This is a genomic window from Streptomyces sp. NPDC046379, assembly GCF_055587785.1.
The window spans coordinates 435,017-450,620 of the sequence record NZ_JBVJFP010000003.1; the positions used below are offsets into that span (position 1 = coordinate 435,017).

Consider the following 15,604-nt stretch of genomic DNA (forward strand, 5'->3'; position numbering starts at 1 on the left):
CGCGGGCGCGCGCCGGGACCGGCCCCGCTTCGAGGAGGGCGAGGAGGGCGTCACATCTCGGAGCGTAGGGGCGCGCACGCGCTCCCGCGACCGGGCGTTACGTCCCGCGACGCCCGATCTTCGACCCCAGCCACACCAGGGGGCGGTACTTGCGGTCCACCGCGCGCTCCTTCAGCGGGATCAGCGCGTTGTCGGTGATCTTGATGCCCTCGGGGCAGACCTCGGTGCAGCACTTGGTGATGTTGCAGTAGCCGAGCCCGTGCTCGTCCTGCGCGGTGGCCTCGCGGTCCAGGCCGGCGTCCGCCGCCGCGTCCAGCGGGTGCATGTCCAGTTCGGCGATCCGCATCAGGAACCGCGGACCGGCGAAGGCCTGCTTGTTCTCCTCGTGGTCGCGCACCACATGGCAGGTGTCCTGGCACAGGAAGCACTCGATGCACTTGCGGAACTCCTGCGAGCGGTCCACGTCCTCCTGCATCATGCGGTACTCGCCCGGCGCCACCCCGGCCGGCGGCACGAACGCCGGGACCTCACGGGCCTTGGCGTAGTTGAAGCCGACGTCCGTGACCAGGTCCCGCACCACCGGGAACGCCCGCAGCGGGGTGACGGTGACCGTCTCATCGGGCGCGAACACCGACATCCGGGTCATGCACAGCAGCCGGGGCCGCCCGTTGATCTCCGCCGAGCACGAACCGCACTTGCCGGCCTTGCAGTTCCAGCGCACCGCCAGATCGGGGGCCTGGGTCGCCTGGAGACGGTGGATGATGTCGAGGACCACCTCGCCCTCGTTGACGGCGACCGTGAAGTCCTCCAGGCCGCCGCCGCCCGCGTCGCCCCGCCACACCCGGAAACGCGCCTCGTAGCCGCTCACTCGTACAGCTCCTCTTCGGCCAGGTACTTGACCAGCTCCTCCTTCGCGAAGAGGGCGAGCAGGTCCGGGCGGACGGGTTCGGTGGTCTCCCGTACGAGTTCGATCCGGCCGCGGGCCGGGTCGGCGGCCGTGAGACCGCCGGCCGGGTCGGTCAGCCGGCACAGCAGATTGATCCGGCGCCACTTGCGGTCCATCGACGGATGGTCCTCGCGGGTGTGCCCGCCGCGCGACTCGGTGCGCTCCAGAGCCGCCCGGGCCACGCACTCGCTGACCAGCAGCATGTTCCGCAGGTCCAGCGCGAGGTGCCAGCCCGGGTTGAACTGACGGTGGCCCTCCACCCCGGCCCGGCCGACCCGCGCCCGCAGCTCCGCCAGCTTCTCCAGGGCCTGTTTCATCTCCGCCTCCCGGCGGATGATGCCGACCAGGTCGTTCATCGTCTGCTGGAGCTCCTGGTGCAGGGTGTACGGGTTCTCCGGCGGCCCTGCGGGCTCCCCGCCGGGCGACGCGCCCGGCGTCACGCCCGCGGCGGCGCCCTCCGCCGAGAACGGCCGCAGCGCCTCCGCCCCCGCCGCCTCGACCTGGGCGTCGTCCACCACGGGCCGCCCCGCGCCGAGCCCCGCCGCGTACTCGGCGGCGTGCCACCCCGCCCGGCGTCCGAAGACCAGCAGGTCGGACAGCGAGTTGCCGCCCAGCCGGTTGGAGCCGTGCATCCCGCCGGCCACCTCGCCGGCCGCGTACAGCCCCGGCACCCCGCGCGCCGCCGCCGTGTCGGAGTCGACGGCGATGCCGCCCATCACGTAGTGGCAGGTGGGCCCGACCTCCATGGGCTCCGCGGTGATGTCGACGTCGGCCAGCTCCTTGAACTGGTGGTACATCGACGGCAGCCGCCGCTTGATCACCTCGGCCGGCATCCGCGTCGACACGTCCAGGAACACCCCGCCGTGCGGGGAGCCGCGCCCCTCCTTGACCTCGGTGTTGATCGCGCGGGCCACCTCGTCGCGGGGGAGCAGCTCGGGGGGCCGCCGGTTGCCCTCGGGGTCGTCGTACCAGCGGTCGGCCTCGTCCTCGGTCTCGGCGTACTTCTCCCGGAAGACGTCGGGGATGTAGTCGAACATGAAGCGCTTGCCGTCGGAGTTGCGCAGCACCCCGCCGTCGCCGCGCACCGACTCGGTGACGAGGATGCCCTTGACCGACGGCGGCCAGACCATCCCCGTCGGGTGGAACTGCACGAACTCCATGTTCAGCAGCGGCGCGCCCGCGAGCAGCGCCAGCGCGTGGCCGTCGCCGGTGTACTCCCACGAGTTCGAGGTGACCTTGAACGACTTTCCGATGCCGCCCGTCGCGATCACCACGGCGGGCGCCTCCCACACCTGGAACCGGCCGGACTCCCGCTCGTAGCCGAAGACCCCGCAGACCCGGTCGCCGTCCTTGAGCACCCGCGTGACCGTGCACTCCTGGAAGACCTTCAGCCGTGACTCGTAGTCGCCGGTCGCGCGGTGGTCCTCCTGCTGGAGCGAGACGACCTTCTGCTGGAGGGTGCGGATCAGCTCCAGGCCGGTGCGGTCGCCGACGTGGGCGAGGCGCGGGTACTCGTGGCCGCCGAAGTTGCGCTGCGAGATCCGGCCGTCCGCGGTGCGGTCGAACAGCGCTCCCCAGGTCTCCAGCTCCCAGACCCGGTCCGGGGCCTCCTGGGCGTGCAGCTCGGCCATCCGCCACTGGTTGAGGAACTTGCCGCCGCGCATCGTGTCGCGGAAGTGCACCTGCCAGTTGTCGTTCGGGTTGGCGTTGGCCATCGCCGCCGCGATGCCGCCCTCGGCCATCACGGTGTGCGCCTTGCCGAACAGCGACTTGCAGATCACCGCCGTACGGGCGCCCCGCTCGCGCGCCTCGACGGCCGCCCGCAGACCGGCGCCGCCGGCCCCGACCACCACGACGTCCCATTGCTGCCGGTCCACCACGGACATCACAAGGCCCCAGTCATCAGAAGAAGCGCGGATCGTCGAAGGCGCCGGACGCGACGAGGTACACGTACAGGTCGGCGAGCGCGACGCTCACCAGCGACGTCCAGGCGAGCAGCATGTGCCGGGCGTTGAGCCACCCCACCAGCCGCCACATCCGGTAGCGCACCGGATGCCTGGAGAAGTGCTTGAGCTTGCCGCCGACGATGTGCCGGCAGGAGTGGCAGGAGAGGGTGTACGCCCAGATCAGCACGATGTTGACGAGGAAGACCAGGGTGCCCAGGCCCATGTGTCCCCACGCGTAGTGCTCGTCGCGGAAGGCGAGGACGGTGTCGTAGGTGAGGATGGCGGCGACCGGGAGCGCGGCGTAGAAGAAGTACCGGTGCAGGTTCTGCAGGATCAGCGGGAAGCGGGTCTCGCCGGTGTACTTCCGGTGCGGCTCGGCGACCGCGCAGGCCGGCGGGGACGCCCAGAAGCCCCGGTAGTAGGCCTTGCGGTAGTAGTAGCAGGTCAGGCGGAAGCCGAGCGGGAAGACCAGGATCAGGATCGCGGGGGACAGGCCCCACCAGCTGCCGAAGATCTCCCAGTTGGGTCCGGACCGCATGGGCTCGCAGTTCTCCGCCAGGCAGGGGGAGTAGAACGGCGAGACGTACGGGGCGGCGTAGTAGTCGGCGTTCGCGAAGGCCCGCCAGGTCGAGTAGACGATGAAGGCGAGCAGGCCGGCCGCGTTGGCGGCGGGCGCCAGCCACCAGCGGTCGGTCCGCAGGTGCGGGGCGGCGATGGCGGCGCGCGCGGGGCCGCGCACACCGCCGCCGGAAGGCTGGGGCTCCGTGGTGGGGGGTTCCGTACCAGTGGCCAACGTTTGACTCCGGTCGGGTCAGGGGGCGCGACGGTTCGGGTCGGCGCGACGGCTCGGGTCAGGGGGCGCGCCGGTCGCGGGCGCCGAGTCCCTCGTCGTCCGTGTCGACCCACAGGCTGTTGTCGTACGGCGTGTCGGGGATCGTGACCAGCTCCGGCCGGCCGGCCGGGCTCTGCGCGGCCGCCGAGCGCAGCAGCGCCACGCTCTCGCGCAGGTGGTCGCAGTCGGTGCGGACGCGGCGCACGTCGAGCGCGCCAGCGCCGAGCCGCTGTTCCAGCCGGCCCACCGACCTGGCCAGATCGTCGAGACAGCGCTGGATGGATGTCAGTTCGTCGTGCACGGACATGACGTGACCTCACTTCCGTCGGCCGGTCGGCCGGATGCGGACGGGGACGTTCATGCGCCTGAGAGTGTTGCGCGTCACACCCATCGCTGGGAAGGGCGGTGCACCGATTGGCCGAGTCGTGCGGGTGCACTGCCGGGAGCGTGTTGCGCCGCACGGGTGGGCTTGTCACCTCGCGCCGCCGTGTCGCCGGTCGCTGCTGAACCCTTTCCTCTTCAGTGGCCGCATACGGACGAATCTCATCTGATCAGCACCATATACCGCCAAAAGTGATCGTAACGCCCGCGGCTTCCCGGAGGTACCCAGAGATGTCCCACGCCGGAGTCGGACCGCGCGCCGTACTGCGCTCGGTCGTCTTCCTGACCGCGGGAGCGCTCGCGGTCCCCGCTCTCGCCGGGTGCAGCTCCGAGAAGGAGGCCGGCCGGCCGCCGGCCCACCAGGACATCGCCCCCGCCGCCCGGGCCCGCGTCGCCGACGGGGGGACGCTGCGCTGGGCGGTGGACGCGGTGCCGCAGACGATGAACACCTTCCAGGCGGACGCCGACGCCACGACCACGCGGATCGCCCAGGCGGTGCTGCCGTCGATGTACCGGCTCGACGCGAACGGCCGGCCGGAAATCAACACCGACTATCTGGAATCGGCCAAGGTCGTCGACACCAAGCCACGGCAGGTCGTGCTCTACCGGCTCAACCAGCAGGCGGTCTGGAGCGACGGCAGGGAGATCGGCGCGGCCGACTTCGCCGCCCAGTGGCGCGCCCTGTCGGGCCGGGACAGCGCCTACTGGACCGCCCGCAACGCCGGGTACGAGCGGATCGAGCGGATCGAGCGGGGCAAGAATGACCTGGAGGTCAAGGTAACTTTCAGCCGCCCCTACGCCGACTGGCAGTCGCTGTTCTCGCCGCTGTACCCGAAGGACGTGATGGGCACGCCGGACGCGTTCAACGACGGGGCGCGCCGCCGGCTGAAGGTCACCGCCGGGCCGTTCACCGTGCGCGAGGTCGACCGCGAGGACGACGAGGTCACCCTCGCCCGCAACACCCGCTGGTGGGGCGCAGCGCCCAAGCTGGACGCGATCGTGCTGCGGGCCGTACCGCGCGCGCAGCGGGTCGGGGCGCTGGCGGAGGGGCGGGTCGACGTGGCGGAGGTGGACGCCGCCGGGGCCCGCAGGATCACGGCGGCGGGGCCGGACGAGGGGGCGGGCGGGCCGTCGGCGAGCGCCTCCGCGCCGTCCGGCCGGTCCGCGGAACCCGAGGGTGCGGCGGCCGGCGACGGCGAGCAGGTGCCCGCCGGGCAGCGGGGCCCCGACCGGGCGCTGGCCGCCTTCGAGGTCCGCAGGTCCCTGGAGCCGGCCTTCACCCAGCTCGCCCTCAACGGCGCCGAGGGTCCCCTCGCCGACGAACGGGTGCGCCGGGCCGTCGCCCGCGCCCTCGACCGCCGAGAGCTGGCCCGGATGGTGCTGCGGCCCCTCGGCCTGCCCGCGGAACCCGTCGGCAGCCACCTCGCGCTGGCCGGCCAGCCCGCCTACGCCGACAACAGCGGCGCCCTCGGCGACGAGGACCCCAAGGAGGCCCGCGCGCTGCTTGCGGACGCCGGATGGGTGCGGGGCGGTCCCCTCGACGAGCCGGGCAGGAGCGGGAAGGCGGCCGGCGCGGGGGACGAGGGCGAGGGCGGCGACGGCGAGGGTGCGGCGTCGTCCGAGGACGGGGCGGCCGGAGCCGGGTCCGGTGCGAGCGGGTCAGGGGCGACCGGGTCCGCCGAGCCCGAGTCCCCCGGCGGCGAGGACGGCACGTACATCGTGGGCCAGGACGGCAAGGCGCGGGCCGACGGCGAGGGGAAGGCGCCCGGCCGCGAGGACGACCGGGACGCGGACCGCGACACCGACCGCGAAGCCGACCACCCCGCGGACCGTGACCCCGACCGCGACCACCTCGCCCAGGACGGCAAGCAGCACAAGCAGGGCGGCGCCCCCGGCGCCTACGCCCCCAAGGGCACCCCCGCCCCGGCCGGCGCCGCGGCCGGGCCGCTGGCCAAGGACGGCAAGCCGCTCACCCTGCGCTTCGTGCTCCCCACCGGCCCGGGCTCCGAGGTCCTGCACGAGGTCGCCGACCGGATCACCCGCATGCTCGGCCGCCTCGGCATCCGCGTCGAGCGGACCAAGGTACCCGGCGAGAGCTACTTCAAGGACCACATCGCCTCCGGAGAGTTCGACCTGGCCCTCTACTCCTGGCCCGCCTCCGCCTTCCCGGCGACCGACGCCCGCCCCATCTACGCCAAGCCCGTCCCGGCCGCCGACGGCTCGCTGACCGTCGAGCAGAACTACACCCGCGTCGGCACCGACCAGGTCGACCAGCTCTTCGACCGGGCCGCGGCCACCCTGGACCGCGAGAAGTCGCGCGACCTGATCCGCAAGGCCGACGCCCGGATCTGGGCCGCGGCCGGCTCCATCCCGCTCTACCAGCGCCCCCAGCTCACGGCCGTGCGCAAGAACCTGGCCAACACCGGGTCCTTCGGCTTCCAGACCCCCGTGTACGAGGACATGGGCTTCCTGCGGAAGGCCGCGCGGCCCGCCGCGGGACCCTCCGGGGGGCCGCGGCCGTCTCGCTGATCGGCCCGGCAAGCCCGAGCTCCGGCGGCCACGTACCATGGGGTGAGGCCGTGGCGTGTCAAGCCCGGCAGGGCCCGCGTATCACAGACGTACGCAGCAGGGCCGTCCTCACACTCCGGGAGAACGCCGCTTTATGGCCGTGTCCACTACACGTCACGACATTCGCAACGTCGCCATCGTCGCCCACGTCGACCACGGCAAGACGACCATCGTCGACGCCATGCTCAAGCAGGCCGGCGCCTTCGCCGCCCACCAGCTCGACTCCGTCGACGACCGCATGATGGACTCGAACGACCTGGAGCGTGAGAAGGGCATCACGATCCTCGCCAAGAACACGGCGGTCAAGTACCACCCGAAGGCCGGCGGGGACCCGATCACGATCAACATCATCGACACCCCCGGCCACGCCGACTTCGGCGGCGAGGTCGAGCGCGGTCTGTCGATGGTGGACGGCGTGGTGCTGCTGGTCGACGCCTCCGAGGGCCCGCTGCCGCAGACCCGCTTCGTGCTGCGCAAGGCGCTCCAGGCCCGCCTGCCGATCATCCTGTGCATCAACAAGACGGACCGGCCGGACGCCCGGATCGACGAGGTCGTCAACGAGACCTACGACCTCTTCCTGGACCTGGACGCGGACGAGGAGCAGATCGAGTTCCCGATCGTCTACGCCTGCGGCCGGGACGGCATCGCGTCGCTGACCAAGCCGGCCGACGGCACGGTCCCCTCCGACTCCGACAGCCTGGAGCCGTTCTTCTCCGCGATCCTCCAGCACATCCCGGCCCCGACCTACGACGAGGACGCCCCGCTCCAGGCGCACGTCACCAACCTGGACGCCGACAACTTCCTCGGCCGCATCGCGCTGCTGCGCGTCCACCAGGGCGAGCTGAAGAAGGGGCAGACGGTCGCGTGGATGAAGCGCGACGGGTCCGTCACCAACGTGCGCATCTCCGAGCTGATGATGACCGAGGCGCTCACCCGCAAGCCGGCCGAGAAGGCGGGCCCGGGCGACATCTGCGCGGTCGCCGGCATCCCGGAGATCATGATCGGCGAGACGCTGGCCGATCCGGAGAACCCGGTTCCGCTGCCGCTGATCACGGTGGACGAGCCCGCGATCTCGATGACCATCGGCACCAACACCTCGCCGCTGGTCGGCCGCGGCGGCACCGGCAAGGGCGCCGACGCGAAGGCGGCCGTCAAGGACCGCAAGGTCACCGCCCGCCAGGTCAAGGACCGCCTGGACCGCGAGCTGATCGGCAACGTCTCGCTGCGCGTCCTGGACACCGAGCGCCCCGACGCCTGGGAGGTGCAGGGCCGCGGCGAGCTGGCGCTGGCCATCCTGGTCGAGACCATGCGCCGGGAGGGCTACGAGCTGACCGTCGGCAAGCCCCGGGTCGTCACCAAGGAGGTCGACGGCAAGGTCTACGAGCCCGTCGAGCGGATGACGATCGACGTGCCCGAGGAGCACATGGGCGCCGTCACCCAGCTGATGGGCGTCCGCAAGGGCCGGATGGACAACATGTCCAACCACGGCTCCGGCTGGGTGCGCATGGAGTTCGTGGTGCCCTCGCGCGGTCTGATCGGATTCCGGACGGAGTTCCTCACCCAGACCCGCGGCACCGGCATCGCCCACTCGATCCACGAGGGCCACGAGCCGTGGTTCGGCAACCTCCAGACCCGCAACAACGGCTCGCTGGTCGCCGACCGCGCCGGAGCGGTCACCGCCTTCGCGATGACCAACCTCCAGGAGCGCGGCGTGCTCTTCGTGGAGCCCGGCACCGAGGTGTACGAGGGCATGATCGTCGGCGAGAACTCCCGCTCCGACGACATGGACGTCAACATCACCAAGGAGAAGAAGCTCACCAACATGCGGTCCTCGACGGCCGATGTGGCGGAGTCGATCGTGCCGCCGCGCAAGCTGTCGCTGGAGCAGTCCCTGGAGTTCTGCCGCGACGACGAGTGCGTCGAGGTCACCCCGGAGGCCGTCCGCATCCGCAAGGTGAACCTGGACGCCCGCGAGCGCGCCCGTGCGGCGAGCCGCGCCAAGCACGGCTGACCCACCCCCGCGGCACGCTCAGGGGCCCTCTCAGGGCCTCTGGGCGGGCAGTGAGACGATGGCCCGGCCCTTCCCTGCGGTGGAGGGCCGGGCCGCGTCGTTCACAGGTGGTCCAGGGGCCGTCCGCAGAGGGCGTCCGGAGGGTTGGTCAGGCGGGTTGTTCAGGGTCCTTTCAGAAGCCTGTGAGGCCCTGTTCGGATATCGGTGCTTCGGCGATCAAGTTTCGGACATGTAAACAAAAATCCCTCCCGTTATGTCCGTTTCGCCGATTTTCCGTCTCAGCTGTCAAGCGCGCGCAGGTGTCAATCTTTGCAATTTTTGCTCAAAAAATGGACGCTAGGGAGATCCCTCTGCCTTCCGCCCTTGACGCGCGTTGATGCACTTGGCGAAAGTTCCCCCAAACCACAGAACCTGCCGGTATCTGTGCTGCGCTCAACTCTCCAACCCCCCGGGGGAAGAACACACATGACCAGTCCAGTCAAGGCCGAGGGCTCCGGCTCCGCGGTCGCCTTGGACCCTGAGCTCGATGCGACCTCCGCCGTCGAGGGTGAGAAGAAGCTTGAGGGCCGCTCCCCCGGGCAGTTGATGTGGATTCGCTTCAAGCGTGACCGTGCGGGCGTGACCTCCGCCTGCATCGTGGCGTTCTTCTTCCTCATCGGTCTGCTGGCGCCGGTGATCTCGAAGCTGTACGGCAAGGACCCGTACACCGTGTACGCGGACGAGCGCCCCGAGCTGTTCGACAGCGCGGGCGTCCCGATCATGCCCAACGGCGGCATCAGCGGTGAGTTCTGGTTCGGTCTCGAGCCGGGCAACGGCTACGACGTCTTCACCAAGCTGATCTACGGCATCCGGAACTCGCTCGGCATCTCCCTCGCCGTGACGGTCGCCACCGTGCTCACCGGCGTCATCCTCGGTGTGATGGCCGGCTACCTCGGGGGCAAGGTCGACTTCGCCATCAGCCGGGTCGTCGACTTCCTGCTGGCCTTCCCGTCGCAGCTGTTCTTCATCGCGAGCATGCCGGTCGTGGTCTCGCTGTTCGTGGACCCCAAGGACGAGACCCCGGTGTACGTCCGGGTGGTGGCGCTGATCTCGGTGATGTGGTTCCTGGGGTGGATGAGTCTCTGCCGCATCCTGCGCGGCGCTACCCTGTCCCTCGCCGGACGCGAGTTCATCGAGGCGGCCAAGGTGAGCGGGGCGTCCCCGTGGCGGATCATCCGCAAGGAGATCCTCCCCAACGTGGTCACGCCGATCCTGGTGCAGTCGACGTACATGCTCCCCGCCTTCGTCACCGCCGAGGCCGGACTGTCGTTCCTCGGCGTCGGCATCGTCGAGCCGACGCCCGACTGGGGGCAGATGTTCTCCAAGGCGTCGACCGAACTCGTGATGCAGAACGACATCACCTACATGTTCTTCCCGGGTATCTCCATGATCATCTTCATCGTGGCGTTCAACCTGCTCGGGGACTCGGTCCGTGACGCCTTCGACCCGAAGACGGCTCGCTGACCGGGAGCTATGGGCACTCTCGCCCAAATCCGGATGGGACGGCGCCCGCGTCGGCCCGACTGGCACTTCATTTCATCGCACGTGAGACAGACAGATGGGTGGGAAACCGAGTGATGGGTAAGGGTGGACGCCACACGTACGCCGCCATATCCCTGCTCGCTGCCGGAGCACTAGTGCTCACCGGCTGCAGCGAGGGCGGCAGCAAGGAAGGGACCAGCAACAAGCAGGACAAGGAGAATGCCCAGCGTCAGCAGGAGGGCATCGCGTTCGGTGACGCCAAGGACTCGACCGGCCCGGCCCCCGAGGTCCCCGGTGCGAAGAGCGGCGGCACCGTGACGGTCCTGCAGCGTGACAGCTACGCCCACCTCGACCCGGGCCAGATCTACGTCTCCGACGAGGGCTCGCTGTCCTCGATCATCCACCGTGGCCTGACGGGCTACAAGGCCACCAGCGACGACGGCTCGAAGCACGAGGTCGTCGGCGACCTGGCCACGGACAGCGGCACCACCACCGACGGCGGCAAGACCTGGAAGTTCACGCTCAAGGACGGCGTCAAGTGGGCCGACGGCACGCCGATCACCTCGGCCGACGTCCGCCACACCTTCGAGCGTCTCTTCGCCCCGTTCATCACCAACGGTCCGACCTACATCCAGCAGTGGCTGGCCAACACGCCGGGCGTCGAGTACCGCAAGCTCCTCAAGGACGGTCCGTACAAGGGCAAGCACCTGCCGGACAGCATCCTGGAGACGCCGGACGAGAAGACCATCGTCTTCAAGTTCAAGGAGCCGAAGGCCGACCTGCCGTACGCGCTCGCGATGGCCGGATACTCCATCGTGTCCGAGAAGAAGGACACCCAGGAGAAGTACGACAAGGCCCCGATGACGGCCGGCCCGTACAAGATCAAGGACTTCAAGTCCGGCAAGTCCATGACGCTGGTCAAGAACGAGAACTGGGACCCGAAGACGGACCCGATCCGTCACCAGTACGTGGACCAGTTCAACTTCGTCTTCAACAAGCAGTACGAGGACTCCACGAAGGCGCTGCTGTCCGACTCGGGCGCCAACTCCACCGCGATCAGCTTCAACAACCAGGTCGACGCGGGCAACCTGTCCAAGGTGCTCAGCGACGCCTCGCTGAAGGACCGCACGGTCTCGGGCTACCAGCCCTACGTCGGCCAGATGAACATCAACCTGTCGCAGAAGGAGATGCAGGACAAGAAGGTCCGTGAGGCCATCGCGCACGCGCTGCCCATCACGCCCTTCGTCCGCGCCTACGGCGGCGCCCAGGCCATGGAGGTCGCCGGCGGTCTGATCAGCCCGACCGTCTCCGGCTACAACGCCAACTTCGACCCGTTCGGCAAGAAGAAGAAGCCGGCCGGTGACCCGGAGAAGGCCAAGGCGCTCCTCAAGGAAGCCGGCAAGGAAGGCCTGAAGCTCACCTTCGGCTACATCAACACCCCCGAGGGCCAGCAGTACTCCACCGCCATGGCGGCGGGCCTGGAGAAGGCGGGCTTCGACGTCCAGCGCCAGGAGATCCCGGCCGAGACGTACTACGACCAGATCAGCAAGGTCGACAACAACTACGACATCTACCACACCGCGTGGGGCGCGGACTGGCCGAGCGCCTCGACCGTCATCCCGCCGCTGTACGACGGCCGCCAGATCCAGGACGGCTCGTCGAACTACGCGCACATCGACGACCCGAAGGTCAACGCGGACATCGACCGGATCAACAAGATCACGGACCCGGTCAAGGCCGCTGAGGAGTGGAACAAGGTCAACGAGTACATCGTCGAGAACGTCATCTCCAACATCCCGACGGCGTACTACAAGCAGACCCAGATCGCCGGTTCGAAGATCGGCGGCCTCGTGTACGACGACGTCCTCGGCGCCGTCGACCCGCGCAGGCTGTTTGTGAAGTAACACCTCCGACCCCCAGCGGGGTTTCCAGGGCGCCCCATCGTCGAGATGGGGCGCCCCTCGCCCGCCAGGCTTCCCACGCCCGAAAGCTGCTTTCTGATGCTGCGCTTCATCCTCCGCCGGTCTCTCGGCGCCGTCGTGATCCTGGTCCTGTTGACCATGGTCGCGTTCCTTCTCTTCTTCGGCATGCCACGCGATCCGGCGCTGCTGATGTGCGGCAAGACCTGCACCCCGGACGCGCTGGAGAACATCCACCGGACGCTCGGTCTCGACAAGTCGATTCCCGAACAGTTCTGGATCTTCCTGTCGGGCCTGGTCATGGGGCGGGACGACTTCGCCCAGGGGGCCTGCCCGGCCCCGTGCTTCGGCTACTCGTACCACACCAACGAGAACGTGTGGACGACCCTGGTCGACCGGCTCCCGACCACCGTCTCGCTGGCCGTCGGCGCCGCGATCCTCTTCCTCGTCGTCGGACTGGGCTCGGGCATGCTCGCCGCCTGGAAGCGCGGCACGATCATCGACAAGGCCTTCACCGCGGGCGCGATGGTCCTCAGCTCCATGCAGATCTACTTCCTCGGCCCGCTCGCGCTCGCCATCCTCGTGTACCAGATGGGCGCGTTCGACGAGCCCAAGTACACGGCACTGACCGAGGACCCCATGGCCTGGTTCTCCGGGCTGATCATCCCCTGGGCCGTGCTCTCGACGATCTTCGCCGCTCAGTACACTCGTATGGCGCGGTCGTCGATGATCGAGCAGCTCCAGGAGGAGCACGTCCGGACCGCCCGCGCCAAGGGCATGTCCCAGCGCTACGTCTTCTTCCGCTACGCCTGGCGCGGTTCGCTGATCCCGATCGTGACGATCTTCGGTATCGACATCGCCTCGCTGCTGGGCGGCGCGATCATCACGGAGTTCACCTTCGGTCTGCCGGGCCTCGGCCGACTGGCCGTGGAAGCGGTGAGCTTCAGCGACCTGCCCCTGCTGCTCGGTGTGATGCTGTTCTCGGCCGCCATGATCCTTCTGTTCAACATCGTCGTCGATGCCTGCTATGCCTTCATCGACCCGCGCGTGCGGCTGTCCTAGGAGCTTTCTGTGACCACTCTGACCAAGGAATCGGGGGCTCCCTCCTCGGCCGACGCCGGGGCGTTCCTGTCGGTGCGCGACCTGCGCGTCCGGTTCAAGACCGAGGACGGCGTCGTCAAGGCCGTCGACGGGCTCTCGTTCGACCTGGAGCGGGGCCAGACGCTCGGCATCGTGGGCGAGTCGGGCTCGGGCAAGTCGGTGACCAACCTGACCATCCTGGGGCTGCACAACCGTCAGTTCGCCACCATCGACGGCGAGATCCTGCTGGACGGGCAGGAGCTGATCACCGCCCGCGAGAACGAGCTCGAGAAGCTCCGCGGCAACAAGATGGCGATGATCTTCCAGGATCCGCTGACCGCCCTGTCCCCGTACTACACCGTGGGCCGGCAGCTGTCCGAGCCCTACATGAAGCACATGGGCGCCTCCAAGAAGGAGGCCAAGGACCGGGCGATCCAGATGCTGGAGAAGGTCGGCATCCCCCAGCCCAAGGCCCGGTTCGGCGACTACCCGCACCAGTTCTCCGGCGGTATGCGCCAGCGCGCCATGATCGCCATGGCCCTGATGTGCGACCCCGACCTCCTGATCGCCGACGAGCCCACCACCGCGCTGGACGTCACCGTGCAGGCCCAGATCCTGGACCTGCTCAAGGACCTCCAGCAGGAGTTCGGCTCCGCGATCATCTTCATCACCCACGACCTCGGCGTCATCTCGAAGATGGCGGACGACCTGCTGGTGATGTACGCGGGCCGGGCCGTGGAACGCGGCACCATGAAGGAGGTGCTCGGCGCTCCGCGGCACCCCTACACCTGGGGCCTGCTCAGCTCCATGCCGCGCCTGGACAGCGACATCAGCAAGGCGCTGACGCCCATCCCGGGCACGCCGCCGTCCCTGCTCACCCCGCCGTCGGGCTGCCGCTTCAACCCGCGCTGCACCTTCAAGGACCGGGTCGAGGGCGACCTGTGCACCACGACCCGGCCGCCGCTGGGTGACGGTCGCGCGGCTGCCTGCCACCTGACGGCCGGGCAGAAGCAGGACATCTTCATCAACGAGATCCAGCCCCGGCTGCGCTAGGGAGATACGAGATCATGAGCGACAACCTCACCCTCCCCGCACAGCAGGGTTCCACCGGCACCACCCGGGAGACGCTGCTCGAGGTCAGCGGCCTGACCAAGCACTTCCCGATCTACGGCGGCTTCCCGATCCGGCGCCGGGTGGGCGCCGTCCAGGCCGTCGACGGCGTCGACCTGAGCGTCGGCGTCGGCGAGAGCCTCGGCCTGGTCGGCGAGTCCGGCTGCGGCAAGTCGACCACGGGCCGGCTCATCACCCGCCTGATGGAGCCGACGGCCGGCCGGATCACCTACCGGGGCCAGGACATCACCACCGCCTCGCGCAAGAAGCTGGCGCCGGTGCGGTCCGAGATCCAGATGATCTTCCAGGACCCGTACTCGTCGCTGAACCCGCGGCAGACCGTCGGCACGATCATCAAGTCGCCGATGGAGGTCAACGGGATCAAGCCCGAGGGCGGCCTGGAGAACCGGGTGCGCGAGCTGCTGGAGCTGGTCGGTCTCAACCCCGAGCACTACAACCGCTTCCCGCACGAGTTCTCCGGCGGTCAGCGCCAGCGCATCGGCGTCGCCCGCGCGCTCGCGCTGAACCCCAAGCTGATCGTCGCCGACGAGCCCGTCTCCGCGCTCGACGTCTCCATCCAGGCGCAGGTCGTCAACCTGCTCCAGAAGGTGCGGGACGAACTCGGCATCGCGTTCGTCTTCATCGCCCACGACCTGGCGATCGTGCGGCACTTCTCGCAGCGGGTCGCGGTGATGTACCTCGGCAAGGTGGTCGAGGTCGGCGACCGGGACTCCATCTACAACCGGCCCCGCCACCCGTACACCCACGCCCTGCTGTCGGCCGTGCCCGAGGTGGAGATCGGCGACGACGCCGAGCAGCGCGAGCGCATCCGCCTCTCCGGCGACGTGCCCTCGCCGATCCACCCGCCGTCCGGCTGCCGCTTCCGCACCCGCTGCTGGAAGGCGCAGGACAAGTGCGCCACGGAGGAGCCGCCGCTCGTCCAGATCTCCGGCAACCGCGAGGGCCACCTGACGGCCTGCCACTTCCCGGAGGAGCCGACGACCGAGGCCCGCGCCGAGGACGTCGTCCTCGACCCGGCGCTGAAGGCGCTGGAGTCCCACGACGAGGGCGGCACGGCCGGCAAGGAGTGAACCGGGGCGGGCGCGGGCCCGCACGGCGACCGGTGACGATCGCAGGACGGGAGGCGGGAGCCGTACGGCTCCCGCCTCCCGTCGTCGTACCCGCCGCCGCTTAGCCCAAAGGGCTCCCAGCGTGTGCGGTATGCGTGTTACGGGCCGATATTGGCCGGTAATGAAGCGGCGTCCCGGCGCCGGCGGTACCGCGCACGAC

Annotated in this window: 11 protein-coding genes; 7 read left to right on the forward strand and 4 right to left on the reverse strand. The window is 69.6% G+C overall.

Translation table 11 applies throughout. The features are described 5' to 3' along the window. Positions 1-97 precede the first annotated feature (97 nt). The 4 genes from ACZ6KF_RS08890 to ACZ6KF_RS08905 are packed head-to-tail and all read right to left on the reverse strand — an operon-like array spanning position 98 to position 4,031. The gene (locus ACZ6KF_RS08890) at positions 98-868 is read right to left on the reverse strand and encodes a succinate dehydrogenase/fumarate reductase iron-sulfur subunit (protein ID WP_356626352.1); all 771 of its coding nucleotides are present in this window, start codon (positions 866-868) and stop codon (positions 98-100) included. Then, entirely contained in the window at positions 865-2,832 is a 1,968-nt protein-coding gene (locus ACZ6KF_RS08895) for a fumarate reductase/succinate dehydrogenase flavoprotein subunit (RefSeq protein WP_469176048.1), read from the reverse strand. The genes ACZ6KF_RS08890 and ACZ6KF_RS08895 overlap by 4 nt, the downstream gene beginning before the upstream one ends. Before the next feature lie 16 nt (positions 2,833-2,848). Continuing rightward, on the reverse strand, positions 2,849-3,685 hold the full coding sequence (locus ACZ6KF_RS08900) for a hypothetical protein (protein WP_356626355.1): 837 nt from the start codon (positions 3,683-3,685) through the stop codon (positions 2,849-2,851). Positions 3,686-3,743: 58 nt separating this feature from the next. Continuing rightward, positions 3,744-4,031, reverse strand: coding sequence for a hypothetical protein (locus ACZ6KF_RS08905; protein ID WP_356626356.1), 288 nt, complete (start codon positions 4,029-4,031; stop codon positions 3,744-3,746). A 305-nt stretch (positions 4,032-4,336) separates the two neighbouring features. On the opposite strand from ACZ6KF_RS08905, the gene ACZ6KF_RS08910 reads away from it, so the two are divergent. From ACZ6KF_RS08910 to ACZ6KF_RS08940, 7 genes are all read left to right on the forward strand, one after another. Beyond that, positions 4,337-6,634 (forward strand): ABC transporter family substrate-binding protein, encoded by a 2,298-nt coding sequence (locus ACZ6KF_RS08910; RefSeq protein ID WP_469237827.1) that lies wholly within the window; start codon positions 4,337-4,339, stop codon positions 6,632-6,634. 133 nt (positions 6,635-6,767) lie between these two features. Continuing rightward, positions 6,768-8,684: a translational GTPase TypA gene (typA, locus tag ACZ6KF_RS08915; RefSeq protein WP_356626359.1), complete on the forward strand. Its 1,917-nt coding sequence runs from the start codon at positions 6,768-6,770 to the stop codon at positions 8,682-8,684. 465 nt (positions 8,685-9,149) lie between these two features. Further along, a complete protein-coding gene (locus tag ACZ6KF_RS08920) occupies positions 9,150-10,187 on the forward strand; it encodes an ABC transporter permease (RefSeq protein WP_356626361.1) in 1,038 nt (345 codons plus the stop codon). A 113-nt stretch (positions 10,188-10,300) separates the two neighbouring features. Then, positions 10,301-12,109 carry an ABC transporter substrate-binding protein gene (locus ACZ6KF_RS08925; protein WP_356626363.1) on the forward strand — a complete coding sequence of 603 codons (1,809 nt, stop codon included), beginning with the start codon at positions 10,301-10,303 and terminating at the stop codon, positions 12,107-12,109. Between the two features lie 96 nt (positions 12,110-12,205). Continuing rightward, entirely contained in the window at positions 12,206-13,186 is a 981-nt protein-coding gene (locus ACZ6KF_RS08930; protein WP_356626365.1) for an ABC transporter permease, read from the forward strand. A 9-nt stretch (positions 13,187-13,195) separates the two neighbouring features. Further along, positions 13,196-14,257, forward strand: coding sequence for an ABC transporter ATP-binding protein (locus ACZ6KF_RS08935; protein WP_356626366.1), 1,062 nt, complete (start codon positions 13,196-13,198; stop codon positions 14,255-14,257). Between the two features lie 14 nt (positions 14,258-14,271). Then, on the forward strand, positions 14,272-15,405 hold the full coding sequence (locus ACZ6KF_RS08940; protein ID WP_469157409.1) for an ABC transporter ATP-binding protein: 1,134 nt from the start codon (positions 14,272-14,274) through the stop codon (positions 15,403-15,405). Positions 15,406-15,604: the final 199 nt, after the last annotated feature.